The sequence below is a fragment of the Streptacidiphilus pinicola genome (assembly GCF_003258295.1).
GTDB lineage: Bacteria > Actinomycetota > Actinomycetes > Streptomycetales > Streptomycetaceae > Streptacidiphilus > Streptacidiphilus pinicola.
Window position 1 is genome coordinate 37,116 of record NZ_QKYN01000118.1, and the last position, 17,579, is coordinate 54,694.

At 70.7% G+C, this 17,579-nt stretch carries 16 protein-coding genes and 1 pseudogene; 7 read left to right on the forward strand and 10 right to left on the reverse strand.

Annotated elements, in window-relative coordinates; translation table 11 throughout:
• The first annotated feature begins 31 nt into the window (after positions 1-31).
• Positions 32-1,435 (forward strand): sugar porter family MFS transporter, encoded by a 1,404-nt coding sequence (locus DN069_RS28520; protein WP_111505758.1) that lies wholly within the window; start codon positions 32-34, stop codon positions 1,433-1,435.
• A 7-nt stretch (positions 1,436-1,442) separates the two neighbouring features.
• Here DN069_RS28520 and DN069_RS28525 read toward each other — a convergent pair whose 3' ends face one another.
• On the reverse strand, positions 1,443-2,087 hold the full coding sequence (locus DN069_RS28525) for a DUF4232 domain-containing protein (protein WP_165845678.1): 645 nt from the start codon (positions 2,085-2,087) through the stop codon (positions 1,443-1,445).
• A 173-nt stretch (positions 2,088-2,260) separates the two neighbouring features.
• Between DN069_RS28525 and DN069_RS28530 the strand changes: the two genes are divergently transcribed.
• Positions 2,261-3,937, forward strand: coding sequence for a peptide-N4-asparagine amidase (locus DN069_RS28530; RefSeq protein ID WP_111505762.1), 1,677 nt, complete (start codon positions 2,261-2,263; stop codon positions 3,935-3,937).
• Between the two features lie 66 nt (positions 3,938-4,003).
• Here the strand turns inward: DN069_RS28530 and DN069_RS28535 are convergent, their stop codons facing one another.
• The 9 genes and pseudogenes from DN069_RS28535 to DN069_RS28575 all read right to left on the reverse strand — a co-directional run bounded on the left by DN069_RS28535 (position 4,004) and on the right by DN069_RS28575 (position 14,840).
• Positions 4,004-4,759 (reverse strand): IclR family transcriptional regulator, encoded by a 756-nt coding sequence (locus tag DN069_RS28535; protein ID WP_424556335.1) that lies wholly within the window; start codon positions 4,757-4,759, stop codon positions 4,004-4,006.
• 79 nt (positions 4,760-4,838) lie between these two features.
• A complete protein-coding gene (locus DN069_RS28540) occupies positions 4,839-5,627 on the reverse strand; it encodes a VOC family protein (RefSeq protein ID WP_111505766.1) in 789 nt (262 codons plus the stop codon).
• Between the two features lie 113 nt (positions 5,628-5,740).
• Positions 5,741-7,201 (reverse strand): catalase, encoded by a 1,461-nt coding sequence (locus tag DN069_RS28545; RefSeq protein WP_111505768.1) that lies wholly within the window; start codon positions 7,199-7,201, stop codon positions 5,741-5,743.
• 329 nt (positions 7,202-7,530) lie between these two features.
• Positions 7,531-8,556: pseudogene (alc, locus tag DN069_RS28550) on the reverse strand (allantoicase); the annotation flags it as partial.
• On the reverse strand, positions 8,553-9,887 hold the full coding sequence (allB, locus tag DN069_RS28555) for an allantoinase AllB (RefSeq protein ID WP_243639840.1): 1,335 nt from the start codon (positions 9,885-9,887) through the stop codon (positions 8,553-8,555). The pseudogene alc and the gene allB, both read right to left, overlap by 4 nt.
• 147 nt (positions 9,888-10,034) lie before the next feature.
• On the reverse strand, positions 10,035-11,171 hold the full coding sequence (locus DN069_RS28560; RefSeq protein ID WP_243639842.1) for a glycerate kinase: 1,137 nt from the start codon (positions 11,169-11,171) through the stop codon (positions 10,035-10,037).
• A gap of 111 nt (positions 11,172-11,282) precedes the next feature.
• Positions 11,283-13,061, reverse strand: a complete 1,779-nt coding sequence (gene gcl / locus DN069_RS28565) for a glyoxylate carboligase (RefSeq protein ID WP_111505774.1) — start codon at positions 13,059-13,061, stop codon at positions 11,283-11,285.
• A 1-nt stretch (position 13,062) separates the two neighbouring features.
• Complete coding sequence (locus DN069_RS28570; protein WP_111505776.1) at positions 13,063-13,956, reverse strand: 2-hydroxy-3-oxopropionate reductase; 894 nt, start codon at positions 13,954-13,956, stop codon at positions 13,063-13,065.
• A gap of 44 nt (positions 13,957-14,000) precedes the next feature.
• Entirely contained in the window at positions 14,001-14,840 is an 840-nt protein-coding gene (locus tag DN069_RS28575) for a TIM barrel protein (RefSeq protein WP_165845680.1), read from the reverse strand.
• A 132-nt stretch (positions 14,841-14,972) separates the two neighbouring features.
• On the opposite strand from DN069_RS28575, the gene DN069_RS28580 reads away from it, so the two are divergent.
• The 5 genes from DN069_RS28580 to pucL all read left to right on the forward strand — a co-directional run bounded on the left by DN069_RS28580 (position 14,973) and on the right by pucL (position 17,496).
• Positions 14,973-15,239 (forward strand): thiamine-binding protein, encoded by a 267-nt coding sequence (locus DN069_RS28580; protein ID WP_111505780.1) that lies wholly within the window; start codon positions 14,973-14,975, stop codon positions 15,237-15,239.
• Positions 15,236-15,616 (forward strand): helix-turn-helix domain-containing protein, encoded by a 381-nt coding sequence (locus DN069_RS28585; protein WP_111505782.1) that lies wholly within the window; start codon positions 15,236-15,238, stop codon positions 15,614-15,616. The genes DN069_RS28580 and DN069_RS28585 overlap by 4 nt, the downstream gene beginning before the upstream one ends.
• Positions 15,617-15,688: 72 nt before the next feature.
• Complete coding sequence (gene uraD, locus DN069_RS28590; protein WP_111505784.1) at positions 15,689-16,204, forward strand: 2-oxo-4-hydroxy-4-carboxy-5-ureidoimidazoline decarboxylase; 516 nt, start codon at positions 15,689-15,691, stop codon at positions 16,202-16,204.
• A gap of 59 nt (positions 16,205-16,263) precedes the next feature.
• The gene (uraH, locus tag DN069_RS28595) at positions 16,264-16,578 is read left to right on the forward strand and encodes a hydroxyisourate hydrolase (protein ID WP_111505786.1); all 315 of its coding nucleotides are present in this window, start codon (positions 16,264-16,266) and stop codon (positions 16,576-16,578) included.
• Positions 16,579-16,581: 3 nt separating this feature from the next.
• Positions 16,582-17,496 (forward strand): factor-independent urate hydroxylase, encoded by a 915-nt coding sequence (gene pucL, locus DN069_RS28600; RefSeq protein ID WP_111505788.1) that lies wholly within the window; start codon positions 16,582-16,584, stop codon positions 17,494-17,496.
• The last annotated feature ends 83 nt before the right edge of the window (positions 17,497-17,579 follow it).

The window sequence follows — 17,579 nt, forward strand, 5'->3', positions numbered from 1 at the left end:
GCACGTTGACCTTGTTCTTCAGGAGCGCAACGTGACCACCACCCTGACGCCCGGGAAGGCCGCATCGTCGGACCACCTGGGCCACGTCATCTTCATCACCGCCGCGGCCGCCATGGGCGGCTTCCTGTTCGGCTACGACAGCTCCGTGATCAACGGTGCCGTCACCGCGATCCAGCACCGCTACCACGTGGGCTCCGCCGAGCTCGCGCAGGTCGTCGCCGTCGCTCTGATCGGCAGCGCCATCGGCGCCGCGCTGGCCGGGCGGACGGCCGACCGGATCGGCCGGATCCGCGTCATGCAGATCGCCGCCGCCCTGTTCACCATCAGCGCCGTCGGCTCCGCACTGCCGTTCTCGCTGTGGGACCTGGTGCTGTGGCGCACCCTCGGCGGCATCGGCATCGGCATGGCCTCCGTCATCGGCCCCGCCTACATCGCCGAGGTCGCCCCGCCCGCCTACCGCGGCCGGCTCGGCTCGTTCCAGCAGGCGGCGATCGTCGTCGGCATCGCCGTCTCCCAGCTCGTCAACTGGGGCATCCTGCAGGCCGCCCACGGCGACCAGCGCGGACACCTGCTGGGCCTGGAGGCGTGGCAGGTCATGCTCGGCGTGATGGTGGTCCCGGCCGCGCTCTACGGCCTGCTGTCCTTCGCGATCCCCGAGTCGCCGCGCTTCCTGATCTCCGCCGGCCGGATCGACCGGGCCAAGCAGGTCATCTCCGAGGTCGAGGGCACGGGCACGGACCTGGACGCCCGGGTCGGCGAGATTCACGCCGCGATGCGCAGTGAGCACCGGTCGACCTTCAAGGACCTGCTGGGCGGGCGCTCCGGCCTGCTGCCGATCGTCTGGGTCGGCATCGGCCTCTCGGTCTTCCAGCAGTTGGTCGGCATCAACGTGGCCTTCTACTACAGCTCGACGCTGTGGCAGTCGGTGGGCGTGGACCCGAGCTCGTCGTTCCTCTACTCGTTCACGACGTCGATCATCAACATCATCGGCACCGTCGTCGCGATCGTCCTGGTGGACCGGCTCGGCCGCAAGCCGCTGGCGCTGATCGGCTCGGTCGGCATGACCGTCTCGCTGGCGCTGGAGGCCTGGGCCTTCTCCTCGCTGCACGGCGGCACCCTGCCGCATGCGCAGGGCGTGGTGGCGCTGGTCGCGGCGCACGCCTTCGTCTTCTTCTTCGCCATGTCGTGGGGCGTGGTGGTCTGGGTGATGCTCGGCGAGATGTTCCCGAACCGCATCCGCGCGGCGGCGCTGGGCGTCGCGGCGGCGGCCCAGTGGGTCGCCAACTGGGCCATCACCGCGAGCTTCCCGAGCCTGTCGGGTTGGAACCTGACGGCCACCTACGTGATCTACGCGGCGTTCGCCCTGCTCTCGATCCCGTTCGTGCTGCGCTTCGTCCCCGAGACCAAGGGCAAGTCGCTGGAGGAGATGGGCTGACCTCCGGTCAGTCCTGGATCCCCGCGAAGGCGTCGACGTTCAGCGTGCCGCAGACGTTGAGGGTCCCCTTGTCGACGCCGCCGGTGACGCGCACCTTCACCTGCGTGGTGGTGTTCGGCAGGATGATCGAGACCTTCGAGCCGGTCACCGCGCAGACGTAGCGGCCCGAGGCGCTGCCCTGACCGTTGACGTCGCTGTAGAGCAGCTGCGCGGTGGCCTGCGCGCCCGGAGCCAGCGTTACCGGGGCGACCGGGTCACCCTGGTGACGCAGCGCGTCGATCGGGGAGGACTTGCCCTGGTCGTCGGCGAGCCGGACACCCGGGTAGCCGGTCAGGCTGCAGCTGTGGCCGGAGGTGTTGACGGCACGTATGGTCGCCGTGGCCGGCTGCTGCTCCGAGGCGTGCCCGGCGGGGCCCTGCACGGTGAGCTTCACGTCGGCGGTGGTGCAGTGCTTGGCGCTCGCGGTGGTGCCGCCGGTGGTGGAGCTCGCGGTCGGGTCGGCGCTCGGGCTCGCCGCAGCCGAGGTACCCGACGCGACCGGCGAGGCTGATGCGGCCGCCGAGGACGACGAGCTGCTGCCGCAGGCCGTGAGCGCCAGACCCGCCGTCAGGACGGTGGCGGCGGTGACGCTGAGGCGTGACGTGGTGTGCATGCGATTCCCCGCTGTTGGTAAGTGTTCCTCACCCGTTGTATCGCGCGAAGATCCACAGCTTCGTGAGCCATCTGTCACAGCCATGCCACAGACCGCCCTCTTGTGTCTCCCCGCGTAGGGGTGCCAGGGTTCCCTCCCGTACCACCCAGTCAAGATCGACGGGAGGGGAACCCATGCGCATGCGCGCCGCGGGCGTGCTCGGCACAGCCGCCCTGCTCTGTGCCGCTCTGCTCGGGACCGGGACGGCCCAGGCCGACCAGGGGCAGATCGAGACGAACTATCAGAACCCGGTGACCGCACTGCCACCGGTGAGCCAGCCGGACACGCACCACTGCACCGTCACCGCGATGCAGAACGACTTCGGCAACACCATCTCCTCCCCCGCGTGGAGCGGGACGGTGACGCCCCCCGCCGACTGCCCGGGGCCGTGGAGCAAGGTCGTGCTGAACTGGTCCGGCAGCGTCCAGGGCCGGCAGTACGACCGGCTCGCCGGGGTCTGGATCGGCGGCGCGGAGGTGCTGCGCACCAGCACTCCGGAGCCGACCCAACAGGGCATCAGCTGGTCGCTGGAGAAGGACGTCAGCGAGTTCATCCCGCTGCTGCGGCAGTCCCAGCCGATCGCGGTCTCGCTGGGCAACGTGGTCAACTCCACCTACACCGGCGTCTACCACATGAAGCTGACGCTGACCTACTACCAGGCCGACCACAGGTACCCGCCGGCGCACACCGCCGACCAGGTCCTGCCGCTCTCCGCGTCGACCACCGACGCCGGGTGGACGTACCTGAACCCCGGTCAGTCCTCCTCGAAGACGGTCACGCTCCCGCGCAACCTGACGAACGTGCGGATGGAGCTCTACGCCCGCGGCGGCGGCTGCGACGAGCAGTGGTTCGACTCGACGCCGACGGACCTCGCGAACAAGTACCCCAACTACCTGTGCGGCGGCGGACCCTACCGTGAGGTCCAGGTCTCCGTCGACGGGCGGCCGGCCGGGATCGCGCAGCCGTACCCCGTGGTCTACTCGGGCGGCATCGTGCCGACCCTGTGGCGGCCGATCCCGGCCGTGGACCAGTTCGTCACCCAGGCCTACGACCTGGACCTGACGCCCTTCGCGGGCCTGCTGGTGGACGGCAAGCCGCACACCTTCACGGTCACCCCCTACGGTGCCGCGGACGGCTGGACGGTGGACAGCACGCTGTTCCTCGACACCGACCACCACGCCGCGCAGACCAGCGGCGCGCTGACCGAGGACACCCTCTCGCTCAGCCCCGCCGTCACCACCACGGAGACCCCGGGCGCGGGTGACCTGGTGAACGTCCGCGTCAGCGCGCAGCGCGACTGGACGACGGCGGGCTGGCTGGACACCTCGGCCGGACGCATCCGCACCACGGTGAGCCAGCACGCGCACTACCTCAACACCGACGCCGTCTCCAACGGCGGGCAGAAGCAGGTGGTCGCGCAGCGCGAGGACGGCGCGACCGTGGTCACCACGGACCCGCAGCACGGACACGCCACCTCGGTGAAGCACAGCTGGGACTACCCGATCACGGTCGACTCGGACGTCCCGGTGTTCACCGACGACAACAACTACTCGCTCACCGCCACCGTCCACCAGGGCCGGATCCTGGCCGACAGCGTCAGCCAGGGCGACCACTGGCGCACGCTCGACTCCACCCGCGACATCGTGGACGCGACCGGGGTCCTCGCCCGCACCAACGGCGTCACCTCGGCCGCCGACGGCCAGGACTCCGAGCACTGGACCGGCACGACGGACGCCGGCGCCTGCTACGACCACCTGATCCGCGCCGCGCACGGCTACGTCACGCTGGACCGCGTCTCCGACTGCGGCTAGCCGGGAGGGCCGCCGCCGAGGACTCCTCGGTGGCGGCCCTCGCCACGTCGCCAGACCGCCAGATCGTCAGACCGTGAGCGCCAGCAGGACCGGGGCGGCCTTCGCGGCCATCGTCTCGGCCGTCTCCTTGAGGCGGTAGGCCTCCTCGACGGGCAGGGAGAAGGCGAGGCAGCCGACCGTGGTGCCGGCCGTGACCGGGACGGCGGCGCAGACCGTGCCGATCGCGTACTCCTGGAGGTCCAGCATCGGGACCGTGGTGGGGTGGCGGTCCAGTCGCTGCAGGACGGCGCGGGTGTCGACGTTGGTGCGGGAGGTGAAGCGGGCCGCGGGGTGGCGCGAGAAGTGATCGCGGCGCCCGTCGTCGTCGAGCTGGGCGAGCAGGCACTTGCCGATCGCGCTCGCGTGGCCGGTGGCGCGGAAGTCGACCCACTCGTGGACGCTGGGCGTCATCGGGCCGTCGACCACGGCCTGCACGTTCACCTCGCCGTCCGCGTAGCGGCTGAAGTAGACGGCCGCGCCCAACTCGTCGCGCAGCGAGGTCATCTTGGCCACCAGGCGGGAGTGGACCAGTTGCTCCCGGTTGGCCTGGCCGAGCATCGCCAGCGCGCCGCCCAGGACATACGCGCCGTCGTCCAGGCGCTCCAGATAACCCTCGCGCACCAGCGAGCGCAGCAGGCGCCGGGCGTGGTCCGCCGGGAGCTGGACCTCCTCGGCCAACTCGTCCGCCCTGGCGCCGAAGCCGCGTCGGTCGACGGCCTCCAGCAGCCGCAGGGCACGTTCCACGGAGCTCCGGGGTGTGTGGTTCCGCGCAGCCATGCTCACCAGACTAGCCGTCAGCGAGTCCGGTGAGCATGGGTTGGACACTGTTCGACCGACGCCCGAGGGCGCGCCCGCGGTGCGGTCAGGTGGGCTGCTCCGCCAGCTTGAGCACGCAGAACACCGCTCCCCACGGGTCCTGGACAGCCGCCATCCGGCCCGGCGGAATATCCATCGGCGGGACGACGACGGTGGCCCCGCGCTTGACGGCCGCGTCGACCGTCGAGTCGGTGTCGTCGACGGCGAACCACGTCATCCAGTGGGGCGGCACCTCCGCGGGGAAGTTGCTGCCCATGTCCTGCAGGCCGCCGACGGTCCGGCCGTCGACCTCCAGCCCGAAGTAGCCGGGCATCTGCTCGGCCGGCACGGCCTTGATCCCCATGGACGCGTCGTAGAACGCGGCCGCGGCGGGGACGTCACGCGTGTTGCACTCGTTCCAGGTCAGCGAGCCCGGCTCGTTGACGGCCACCGCGCCGAAGAAGTCCTTGTGGCCCCAGACGCCGAAGACCGCGCCGGTGGGGTCGGCGGCGACGAACATCCGGCCGAGGGTGCCGACGTCCATCGGCTCGAACAGGACGGTGCCGTGGGCGTCCTTGACCTTCTTGGCGGTCGCGTCCGCGTCGTCGCTGGACAGGTAGGTGGTCCAGACGTGCGGCGGCTCGGGCTGCCCCTCCGGGGCCATCGCCGGGCCGATGCCGCACACCGGGCGGCCGCCCAGCTCCATGACGGCGTAACCGCCGAACTCGGCGGGGCCCGGCTCACCCGCCCAGCCGAAAACGTCCTTGTAGAAGTCCAGCGCGGCCTGCTGGTCCTTGGCCATCAGGTCGACCCAACACGGGGTCCCTGATGCGTAGGGCTTGGTGGTCGTGGACATGCCTCTCCTCCGAAGCAGTGGCCCCCCTTCGCCCGACACTCTTCTACCAACGCACGCGCGCCGCCACCGGAACCGGTGGCGGCGCGCGCGGAGGGTGACGCGAGCGGGTGGAGTCAGCTCTCGTCGTTGTTGCGGATGGCCTTGACGGCGGCCTCGAGGCGCTTGCCGTAGTCGGCGTCCGCGGCGTGGAAGAACGGCAGCACGCGCTCGACCACGTCGTCACGGGTGACCGAGCCGATGGAGCCGGCCAGGTTGGCGATCAGACGCTCCTGCTCGGCGTCCGACATGAGCCGGAACAGCTCGCCCGCCTGGAAGAAGTCGTCGTCCTTGGCGTGCTGGGCGGCGCTGTGCGTGCCGGTCCAGCCGGCGACGGCGGTCGGCGCGGCCAGCGCGGCGTCGGTCTGACGCGGGCCGTCGTAGGAGTTGGGCTCGTAGTTCTTGGCCCGGCCGCCCGCGTTGACCGCGCTGTAGCCGTCACGGCCGTAGTTGTTCGCCTCGGTCGCCTTCGGCGCGTTGATCGCCAGCTGGGTGTGGTTGACGCCCAGACGGTAGCGGTGCGCGTCCGCGTAGGCGAACAGACGGCCCTGCAGCATCTTGTCCGGGGACGGACCGATGCCGGGCACGAAGTTGTTCGGCGAGAAGGCGGCCTGCTCGACCTCGGCGAAGACGTTCTCCGGGTTGCGGTTGAGCACCAGGCGGCCGACGCGCTGCAGCGGGTAGTCGGCGTGCGGCCAGACCTTGGTCAGGTCGAACGGGTTGAAACGGTAGTCCGCGGCCTCGTTGACCGGCATCAGCTGCACGTAGACGGTCCAGCTCGGGAAGATCCCGCGCTCGATGGCCTGGTGCAGGTCACGCTGGTGGCTGTCCGGGTCCTGACCGGCCAGCTCGGCCGCCTGCTGGGCGTCCAGGCTGCGGATGCCCTGGTTGGTCTTGAAGTGGTACTTCACCCAGTAGGCGGAGCCGTCCTCGGCGACCCACTGGTAGGTGTGGGAGCCGTAGCCGTTCATGTGGCGGTAGGAGGCCGGGATGCCGCGGTCACCGAAGAGCCAGGTGATCTGGTGCAGCGACTCGGGCGAGTAGCTCCAGTAGTCCCAGACGTTGTCCGCCTCGCCCATGCCCGTGAACGGGTCGCGCTTCTGCGAGTGGATGAAGTCGGGGAACTTGATCGGGTCCTTGATGAAGAACACCGGGGTGTTGTTGCCGACGAGGTCGTAGTTGCCGTCCTCGGTGTAGAACTTCAGCGCGAAGCCGCGCGGGTCGCGCACCGCGTCGGCCGCACCGAGGTTGCCCGCGACGGTGGAGAAGCGCAGGAACACGTCCGTGCGCTTGCCCACGGTGTTCAGGAACGCCGCCCGGGTGAACGGGGTGACGTCGTCGGTGACCTCGAAATAGCCGTGCGCGCCGGAGCCGCGGGCGTGGACGATGCGCTCCGGGATGCGCTCGCGGTTGAAGCGGGCGAGCTTCTCGATCAGCTGCTGGTCCTGGATCAGCAGCGGGCCGCCGATGCCGGCCTGGGCGGAGTTCTGGTTGTCGGCGACGGGCGCGCCGGACTCGGTGGTCAGGATTTTCGACATGGAGGTACCTCGGATCGGCGGTCGACGGTGTCTCGTCGTCGCGGGGTGAAGGGTGACAGAGGCGGTGGTGCTGCCGGTTGGGCGGCGGCCGCTGGGAGGAAAGCCGTCGGCGGGCGTCAGACTCCCAGCAGCCGCCAGATCGCGGCCCGGCGGCGGGAGGTGTCCGCGCCGTCGGGGGTGTCGGCCGGCTCGAGCGCGGCCTCGGCGCTGCGGACGGCCGCGCCGTCCGCCAGCGGGCGGGCCGCGGCGAGGGTCCGGGCCTCGCCGACCGTCAGACCGGCCTCGGTGAGCGCCTGCTCGGCCTCGACGGCCGGCAGCAGGTTGAGCCAGCGCAGCGCGTGCGTGGCGCGGCCGGCCTCGGTCAGGCGGCCGGTGAGCCGCAGCCGGGCGATGCCGCCGTCCGGGAAGACGTCCAGGCGGGCCGCGGTGACCGGCTCGACCGGGGCGACCCGGACGCGGTGGCGGGTGTCGGGCTGGAGCCGGGTGCGCGGCAGCAGCTCGATCCACTCGCCGCTCGCGGCGGAGCGGCCCGAAACGGACGCCCAGCCGGGGCAGTTGGCGACGAAGTGGGTGGTGTCGATCTCGACGCCCAGCACCTCGCCCTCGTCGACCAGGTCGAGCTCGACCCAGTCGTTGTCCTTGTTGCGGCGGCGCCGCGTCTCCCAGCCCTCACCCATCACGGCCGCCCGGCCCAGGGAATTGAGGTTGTGCGGGGAGGAGAAGTACCGGTCGGAAGCCCCGGTGGCGACGCCGCCGAACTCCTGGGCGGCCAGGTCGAAGGTGAGCCCGTCCAGGTCACGCGGGTCGGCGACGACCTCGCCGTGCACGCGCAGACGGGCGACTCCGCCGTCAGGCCATATGTTGAGCCGCACGTGGGTGAAGCGCTGCTCGACGTCGACCGCGAACTCGTGCGCGGTGTCGCCCTTGAGGGCGGTACGCGGCACGATCTCGGTCCACTCGGCGGCGGCGACCTCCTCGGGCGACGGGTTGCCCGGCACCGACGCGGCCTCGACCGAGCCGGTCTCCGGGTAGTTGCCGGTGAAGTGCGCGGTGTCGACGACGACACCCCGGATGACGCCGGGGACACCGAGACGAATCAGCGCCCAGTCGTGATCGTCGTCGGTCGGGTGCGGCTCCTGCGCGCCCGCGCCGCGACGGCGGCGGGTCTCCCAGCCGTCCATGATCTGGCCCTTGTGCCCGAAGGTGTGGGGCCGGAACTCGGCGGGCTTGGCGACGAGGAGGTTCTCCTTCTCGGCGAACAGCTCGTCGTTGGCGTCGATCACGCCCGCGCCCAGCGACCGGGCGGCGAGGTTGACCAACTCGGTGAAGGCGGCGGGCTTCTGGCTGTCGGTCACTTCTCTCCTCGGGTCAGCAGTCGGCCGGTCGGGGTGCCGTTCACGTCCACCGGCTCACCGCGGAGCCAGGTGGTGCGGACGACGCCGGAAAGCGAGCGGCCTGCGTAAGGGGTTACGGGGTGACGGTGGTGCAATCCGGCCGGGTCCACGGTGAACGCGGCGTCCGGGTCGAAGGCCACCAGGTCGGCGTCCATACCGGGGGCGATGGCGCCCTTGGTGGTGAGGCCGACGAGGGCCGCAGGTCCGGCGGACATCCAGCGGACGACGTCGGACAGACTGTGGCCGCGGCGGCGCGCCTCGGTCCAGATCGCGGGAAGTCCGAGCTGCAGGGAGGCGATCCCGCCCCACGCGGCGGCGAAGTCGCCGTCGCCGCCCAGGCTCGGCAGGTGCTTGAGCTCCGGCGTCGAGGGCGAGTGGTCGGAGACGACGCCCGCGAACTCGCCCGCGGCCAGGGCCTCCCAGAGCAGGTCGCGGTTGGCCTCGCTGCGGATCGGCGGACAGCACTTGAAGGCGGTGTCGCCGGCCGGGACCTGCTCGGCGGCGAGCGTCAGGTAGTGGGGACAGGTCTCGGCGGTCACCTGGACGCCGGCGGCGCGGGCCTCGCGCAGCAGCGGCAGCACGGCGGCCGAGGAGACGTGCAGGATGTGGACGCGGGCGCCGGTGCGCTGCGCGATCTCCAGCAGACCGGCGACGGCGACGGCCTCGGCGTCGTCGGGCCGGGAGGCGAGGAAGTCCGCGTAGTCCTGGCCCGGGGTGTGCGGGGCCTCGTCGAGGATCTTGGGGTCCTCGGCGTGGATGATCGCGAGAGCCCCGATCCGCGCCTGCTCGGCGAGGGCCTCTTCGAGCTGGGCACGGTTCAGGTGCGGGAACTCGTCGACGCCGGAGGGGGCGAGGAAGCTCTTGAAGCCGAACACGCCGGCCTCGTGCAGCGGGGCGAGGTCACCGGTGTTGCCCGGGATCGCGCCGCCCCACAGGCCGGTGTCGACGAAGAGCCGGTCCTCGGCGACCTTCCGCTTGGCCTCCAGGTTGTCGACCGTGGTGGTCGGCGGGATGGAGTTGAGCGGCATGTCGACGATGGTCGTCACGCCGCCCGCCGCGGCGGCGCGGGTGGCGGTGGCGAAGCCCTCCCACTCGGTGCGGCCGGGCTCGTTCACGTGGACGTGCGAGTCGACCAGGCCGGGCAGCAGGGCGAGCTCGCCGAGGTCGACGACCTCGCCCGCACCGGCTCCGTAGGCCAGGACCTCGACGATCCGCCCCTCGCTCACAACCACGTCGGCGGGTCGCTCACCGTCCGGCAGGACAGCGCGTCGGGAACGGAACACCTTGGTCAACTCGGGCCTCCTGATCGGGTTGCCGTGAGATTAGGCCTCGCTTCAACAAAACGTCAACGGTTTCTTTCAACGAGTTGTTGAAGCTGAGCCCGAGGCAACATTGGGGTGAACATACGATCCGGTCCTGCTCGTCGTGCTTCGGCAGCCTCAGCCCGCGCCGAGGAGCGCCAGCGCAAGCCGCTCCCCAGCCAGCTCCGCCAGTTCCCCGGCGCGGGTGAGACTGTCGCCGCCGGGGCCGGCCAGCTCCACCAGCGAGAGCGCGGCGACGAACCCTGCGGCGCGCCACTGCGTCTCACTCAGTTCGAGCATGCCTGCCACCGCCGCGACCGGCACACCGTGCCCGGCCGCCGCGTCGGCGACTCCGGCGGGCGCCTTGCCGTGCAGGGTCTGCACGTCGAGACAGCCTTCGCCGGTCACGACCAGGCGAGCTCCCCGCACCGCCCGGTCGAAACCCAGAAGTTCCAGCAGCAGCGCGATCCCGGGCCGCAGCGACGCGCCGAGCAGCGCCATCGCCCCGAAGCCCAGCCCGCCGGCCGCTCCCGCGCCCGGCGTCTCGCGCTGGTCGGCGCCGGTCAGCGCGGCGACGTGGTCGGCCCAGTGGGCCAGCGCCGCGTCCAGCTCGGCGACGTTCTCGGGCGTCGCGCCCTTCTGCGGCCCGTAGACCGCGGGCGCGCCGCGCTCGCCCAGCAGCGGGTTGTCGACGTCGCTCGCGACGACGACCTCCACGCCGCTCAGCGTGTCCGCCAGCGGGCCGGGGTCGATCGACGCCAGCCGGGCCAGCGCCGCGCCGCCGGCCGGCAGCTCCGCGCCGTCCGCGTCCAGCAGCCGCAGGCCGAGCGCCTGCGCCATACCGGCGCCGCCGTCGGTGCAGGCCACTCCCCCGAGACCCAGCACGAGCGTGCGGCAGCCCAGTTCGAGCGCCTTGCGGACCAGCTCGCCGGTGCCGTAGCTGGTCGCCGTCAGCGGCGCCTTGACGCCGCCCGGCAGCAGCTGCAGGCCACTGGCCTGCGCCGCCTCGATGACGGCCGTGCCGTCCTTGACGGCGAGCACCGCCTCGACCGGCTCGCCGGTCGGGCCGGCCACCTTCACCTGCACGGCCTGGAAGCCGGCCGCGACCGCGGCGGCGACCGTCCCCTCCCCGCCGTCGGCGACGGGCAGCGCCCGCACCTCGGTGCCCGGCGCGACGCGCCGGATACCGGCCGCGATGTGCTCCGCGGCCTGCGCAGCGGTGAGGCTGCCCTTGAACTTGTCGGGCGCGACCACGACATGACCTTGCTGCGACACTGACAGCCTCACCTTCTGCTTCACGAATGCCTCCCGACGGCGCGGGCACGACCGGATGGATCACGCCGCCGGGAGGAGACTATGACCCGCTCGCGCGGGTCGACCGGAAGGTCAGCCGCCCAGCAGGGCGGTGGGGGCGTCGCCCGGCTCGGTGGCCAGGTCCTCCCACTCGTTGACCTTGTCGATGTCGGCGGCCGCCATGGAGACGTTGGTGACCCGCTCCAGGATGACCTCGACGATGACCGGCACCTTGAACTCGGCCGCCAGCTTCTTCGCCTGCTCCAGGGCGCCAGCGATCTCGCCGGGCTCGAAGACCCGGATCGCCTTGCAGCCCAGACCCTCGGCGACCTTGACGTGGTCCACGCCGTAGCCGTTGACCTCGGGGGCGTTGATGTTGTCGAACGACAGCTGGACGCAGTACTCCATGTCGAACGCGCGCTGCGCCTGACGGATCAGGCCCAGGTAGGCGTTGTTCACGACCACGTGGACGTAGGGGATCTGGAACTGCGCGCCGACGGCCAGCTCCTCGATCATGAACTGGAAGTCGTAGTCGCCCGAGAGCGCGACGACGGTCTCGTCCGGCACCGCAGTGGCGACACCGAGCGCGGCCGGGACGGTCCAGCCCAGCGGACCCGCCTGGCCGGCGTTGATCCAGTGCCGGTCCTTGTAGACGTGCAGCAGCTGCGCGGCCTGGATCTGCGAGAGGCCGATGGTGGTGACGTAGCGGACGTCGCGCCCGAACGCCTTGTTCATCTCCTCGTACACACGCTGCGGCTTGACCGGCACGTTGTCGAAGTGCGTCTTGCGCAGCAGCGTCGCCTTGCGCTCCTGGCAGGAGGCGGCCCAGGCGCTGTAGTCCTTCAGCGTCTGCGCGGCCTTGCGCTCGCGCGCCACCTCGACGAAGAGCTGCAGGGCGGCCTTGGCGTCCGAGACGATGCCGTAGTCGGGGGCGAAGGTGCGCCCGATCTGGGTCGGCTCGATGTCGACGTGGACGAACTTGCGGCCGGCCGTGTAGACGTCGGTGTTGTTGCCGGTGTGGCGGTTGGCCCACCGGTTGCCGATGCCGATGACGAAGTCCGACTCCAGCAGCGTCGCGTTGCCGTAGCGGTGCGAGGTCTGCAGGCCGACCATGCCCGCGGTGAGCGGGTGGTCGTCCGGGATGGTGCCCCAGCCCATCAGGGTCGGCACGACCGGGACGCCGACCAGTTCGGCGAACTCGACCAGCAGCTCGGCCGCGTCGGCGTTGATGACGCCGCCGCCGGAGACGATGAGCGGACGCTCGGAGGCCTGGAGCAGGTCCAGCGCCTTCTCCACCTGGGCACGGGTCGCGGACGGCTTGTAGACCGGCAGCGGCTCGTAGGTGTCGATATCGAACTCGATCTCGGCCATCTGGACGTCGATCGGCAGGTCGATCAGGACCGGGCCGGGACGGCCGGAGCGCATCAGGTGGAAGGCCTGCTGGAAGGCGCCGGGCACCTGGGCCGGCTCCAGCACGGTGACGGCCATCTTCGTCAGCGGCTTCGCGATGGACGCGATGTCGACCGCCTGGAAGTCCTCCTTGTGCAGCTTGGCCACCGGCGCCTGGCCGGTGATGCACAGGATCGGGATCGAGTCGGCCTGGGCCGAGTAGAGCCCGGTGATCATGTCCGTGCCGGCCGGGCCGGAGGTGCCGATGCAGACACCGATGTTGCCGGCCTTGGCCCGGGTGTAACCCTCGGCCATGTGGGACGCGCCCTCGACGTGGCGGGCCAGCGTGTGGTGCAGGCCGCCACGCTTGCGGATCGCGGAGTAGAAGGGGTTGATCGCCGCGCCGGGCAGACCGAACAGGTTGGTGACGCCCTCGCGCTTGAGAATCTCGACGGCCGCCTCGGCCGCGGTCATACGTGCCATGTCACTTGACCTTTCCGGACAGGCGCTCCAGGTTGCGCAGCAGGGCGGAGTGGTCCAGCCCGCCGTCGCCGGCGTTGCGCATCGCGGTGATGAAGTCCGCGACCAGCGCGGCGGTGGGCAGCGGAACCTCGACGGCGCGCGCGGCGGACAGCAGGTTGCCCATGTCCTTGTGGTGCAGGTCGAGGCGGAAGCCCGGCGCGAAGTCGCGCTTGAGGAAGTTGTTCTTCTTGCGGGTCAGCACGGTGGAGCCGGCCAGGCCGCCGTTGAGGACGTCGAGGGCGACCTCCAGGTCCACGCCGGACTTCTCCAGGAAGACCACGGCCTCGGCGCACGCCTGGATGTTGACGGCGACGATGAGCTGGTTGGCGACCTTGACGGTCTGGCCGGAGCCGGACGGGCCGACCAGGGCGACGGTGGTGCCCAGGGCCTTCAGGACGGGCTCGGCCTCGTCGAAGTCGGCGCGCTCGCCACCGACCATGATCGACAGCACACCCTCGATGGCGCCGGCCTCACCACCGGAGACGGGGGCGTCGATGGAACGCAGGCCCTTCTCCTTGGCGGCGGCGGCCACGCGCTGCGAGATCTGCGGCGTCACCGAGCTCATGTCGATGAGCAGCGCACCGGCGGGGGCGTTGTCGAGAACGCCTTCCTCACCGAAGTAGACGGCCTCGACCTGCGGGTCGGCCGGCACCATCGTGATGACGATCTCGGCGTCCTTGACGGCCTCGGCGATCGACGAGGCGCCCTTGCCGCCGTCGGCGATCAGCTTGTCGATCGGCGCCTGGACCAGGTTGAAACCGGTGACGGTGTGGCCGGCCTTGACGAGGTTGGCGGCCATCGGGCTGCCCATGATGCCGAGGCCGATGAAGGCGATGCGGCGGGGGGTCGTGCTCATTGGAGTTCTCCTCCGTGGGAAGTTTCCGAAAAGTCGCAGAGCGCTCAGCGCTTGCTGGTGCGCAGCGCCGTGGGCAGCCACTCGAAGGAGTCGGCGGAGGCAACGCCGGCGACCGGCTTGTACTCCAGGCCGATGTACCCTTCGTAACCAACGGCGTCCAACTGGCCGAACAGGCCAGGGAAGTCCAGCTCCCCGCTGCCGGGGAAGTTGCGGCCCGGGACGTCGGCGACCTGAACGTGGCCGATCCGGTCCGCGTACTCGGCGATCACGGCGGACAGGTCCTCGCCGTTGCGCGCCAGGTGGTAGAGGTCGCAGAGGAACTTGGTGTTCCCCAGGCCGGTGGTCGCGTTCACCGCGTCCACCACCGCCACCGCGTCCTTCGAGCTCAACAGCCCGTACTGCGGCGCCTCGGGCGCGTTCAGCGCCTCGACCAGCAGCACCGCGCCGATACCGTGCGCGGCCTGCGCGGCCAGCGCGAGGTTCTCCAGCGCCAGCGCGTCCTGCTCGGCCACCGGTACGTCCTCGACCCGGTTGCCGTAGAGGGCGTTGAGGGCCTTGCAACCGAGCGACTCGGCCAGGCCGACCGCCACCGCGATGTTGTCGCGGAACCGCTGCGAGTCGGCGGGGCGGGACAGCAGGCCCTTGTCGCCGCCGGCCATGTTGCCGGCGTCGAAGTTGAGGCCGGTCAGCTGTACGCCCGCGTCGACGAACGCCTGGCGCAGCGCGTCCAGCTCGGCCTGCGGCGGGGTGGGGCCGTCAAGGGTCCACCACAGCTCGGCAGCGTCGAAGCCCGCGGCCTTCGCCGCGGCCGGGCGCTCCACCAGCGGGAGCTCGGTGAAGAGGATCGAGAGGTTGACGGTCCAGCGCTGGTCGAGCCAGCTCAGCGGGGCGGTCATGCCATCACCTTGTTCCACATTGCGGAAGATGTTTTCTGCTTGATGAAACTATCGCATGCCACTTCAACAGTTTGTCAAGCACCTCTCGGACTTCGGCCACTGAGTCGATACGCTTCGGACGTGCGATTGAAGGTGGAGTTCACAACCGAGCCGTTCGAGCTGGACGGCTTCCCGGAGCATGCGCGTACCGCGCGCCGCGTCGTCGACGAGGCCGGACTGCACGTCGACGTCGGCCCGTTCGGCACCACAGCCGAGGGCGAGGCCGAGGAGACGCTGTCCGCGATCGATCGGCTGGTCCGCGAGACCCTGGCGCACGGCGCCACTCGGATCTCGCTCCAGGTCAGCGTCATGGAGGGCGCCCAGGACGAAGGGGAGGGAGCGGGATGAGCGACGAGCAGCACCCGCTGGCCATAGCCATCAAGCCGCTGCTCGACGCAGTCGGCGCCAGCGCGGTCAGCCTGGACGAGGCGCAGCCGAACGACGTCACGCTCGAGTGGGAGGGCGCGCCGGCGGTCGCCGTCCGGCTGCCCGGCCTGGAGAGCGCGCTCGACCGGCTGCTGAAGGAGGTCCGCCGTCAGTTCGACGGCGCCGACCTGGCGACCCTGGATCGCGCGGACAAGCAGCGCGTGGTCGCCCTGCTGGAGGAACGCGGCGCGTTCACCATCCGGCACGGGGTCGAGAATGTGGCCGCGGCGCTGGGCGTCAGCCGGTTCACCGTCTACAACTACCTGAACCGCCAGCAGGCGGCAGGGAAGCAGAGCTAAATTCAACAAAGTGTTGACGATCGGGGTCGGCGGATCTACTTTTCTCGTGGCACCCACTTTCGGAGGTCACGAGTGACCCACCCCGCCACCCCGACGGAACCCGCCCTCGACCGCGTCAACGCGATCGAGGACGAGAAGCTGGACGAGCTCCTGACGGAGATCTGCTCCAGCCGCACCTGGGCGACGCTCGTACGCCTCGCCCGCCCCTACCGCGACCGGGTCGCCTTCCACGCCGCCAACGCGAGCGCCATGGAGGCCCTGTCCACCGCGGACCTGAACGACGCGATGGCCGGCCACGCCCGGATCGGCACCCCCAAGCCGGGCGACGCCACCTCCGAGCGCGAACAGGCCGGCGTCCAGGGCGCCGACCAGGCGCTGCTCACCGAGCTGGCCGCCGCGAACGCCTCCTACGAGGAGAAGTTCGGCCACGTCTTCCTGATCTGCGCCACCGGGCGCACCGCCGCCACCATGCTGGCCGCGTTGCGCGAGCGCCACCCCAACGACGCCGCCACCGAGCGGGAGATCGTCCGGGGCGAGCTCCGCAAGATCAACGACATCCGCATCGACCGTCTGCTCGACGAGAACTGACGGTTCCCCCGCCACGCTGCCGCACGGCACGCAGCGACACGGAACAACGCGAGGACGACATGACCTCCATCTCCACCCACGTGCTGGACACCAGCCTCGGCAAGCCCGCCGCGGGCATCCCGGTCGAGCTGGCCCAGCAGGTCGCGGGCGAGTGGAAGGCCCTCGGGGCCTCCGCCACCGACGCCGACGGCCGCTGCAAGGACCTGCCGGTCCCGGACCTGAGCGTCGGCACCGTGCTCCGGCTCCGTTTCACCACCGACGGAGCCTTCTTCCCCGAGGTCGCCATCGTCTTCGACGTCGACCCGGCCCAAGCCCACTACCACGTACCCCTGCTGCTCAACCCGTTCGGGTACTCCGTCTACCGAGGGAGCTAGACCATGGCCCACCAGCTCGGCCAGAACCAGTACGGCAAGGCGGAGAACCGCATCGTACGGGTCACCCGCACCGGCAACCGCCACGAGATCCGGGACCTGAACGTCTCCGTCGCCCTCTCCGGCGACCTCGACGACGTCCACCTCACCGGCTCCAACGCGAACTGTCTGCCGACGGACACCACCAAGAACACGGTCTTCGCCTACGCGAAGAAGTTCGGTGTCCAGTCGCCGGAGAACTTCGGCATCCTGCTCGCCCGCCACTTCGTCGACGACACGCCGCCGATCCACCGGGCCCGCATCCGGGTGGAGGAGTACGTCTGGGACCGCATCGAGATCCCGGACAACAAGGCCCGCTTCATCGGCTCCGAGGAGATCGGCCACTCCTTCGTCCGCCGCAACACCGAGGTCCGCACCTCCGAGATCGTCTACGACGGCACCAACGTGCAGGTCATCTCGGGCCTCAAGGACCTGGTCGTGATGAACTCCACCAACTCGGAGTTCTGGGGCTACATCAAGGACGAGTACACCACCCTCAAGGAGGCGTACGACCGGATCCTGGCCACCCAGGTCACCGCCCGCTGGAAGTTCGGCTTCTCCGGCGCCGAGGGCGAGCAGGAGCCCAACTGGGACCGCTCCTACCAGCAGGTGCGCAAGCACATGCTGGAGGCCTTCGCGGAGACCTACTCCTACTCGCTGCAGCAGACGCTCTACGCGATGGGCACCCGGGTGCTGAACAACCGCGCCGAGGTCGACGAGGTCCGCCTCGAGCTGCCGAACAAGCACCACTTCCTGGTGGATCTGGAGCCGTTCGGCCTGGAGAACGACAACGAGGTCTACTACGCTGCGGACCGGATGTACGGTCTCATCGAGGGCACCGTGCACCGCGAGGGCGTCACCCCCGTCATTCCGGTGGCCTAGCCTTCAGGTTTCGACTCGCTCGACCCCAGGGATTCTCCCGCCGTCCCGCCCTGGGCCGCACCAGACGGCGGTACTTCACCAGT

Bases quoted from the DNA above. Each gene is read 5' to 3' on its own strand.
- DN069_RS28525 (WP_165845678.1), bottom strand. From the start codon at position 2,087: ATGCACACCACGTCACGCCTCAGCGTCACCGCCGCCACCGTCCTGACG.
- DN069_RS28530 (WP_111505762.1), top strand. From the start codon at position 2,261: ATGCGCATGCGCGCCGCGGGCGTGCTCGGCACAGCCGCCCTGCTCTGT.
- DN069_RS28540 (WP_111505766.1), bottom strand. From the start codon at position 5,627: ATGTCCACGACCACCAAGCCCTACGCATCAGGGACCCCGTGTTGGGTC.
- DN069_RS28545 (WP_111505768.1), bottom strand. From the start codon at position 7,201: ATGTCGAAAATCCTGACCACCGAGTCCGGCGCGCCCGTCGCCGACAAC.
- gcl (WP_111505774.1), bottom strand. From the start codon at position 13,061: ATGGCACGTATGACCGCGGCCGAGGCGGCCGTCGAGATTCTCAAGCGC.
- DN069_RS28570 (WP_111505776.1), bottom strand. From the start codon at position 13,956: ATGAGCACGACCCCCCGCCGCATCGCCTTCATCGGCCTCGGCATCATG.
- DN069_RS28585 (WP_111505782.1), top strand. From the start codon at position 15,236: ATGAGCGACGAGCAGCACCCGCTGGCCATAGCCATCAAGCCGCTGCTC.
- uraH (WP_111505786.1), top strand. From the start codon at position 16,264: ATGACCTCCATCTCCACCCACGTGCTGGACACCAGCCTCGGCAAGCCC.
- pucL (WP_111505788.1), top strand. From the start codon at position 16,582: ATGGCCCACCAGCTCGGCCAGAACCAGTACGGCAAGGCGGAGAACCGC.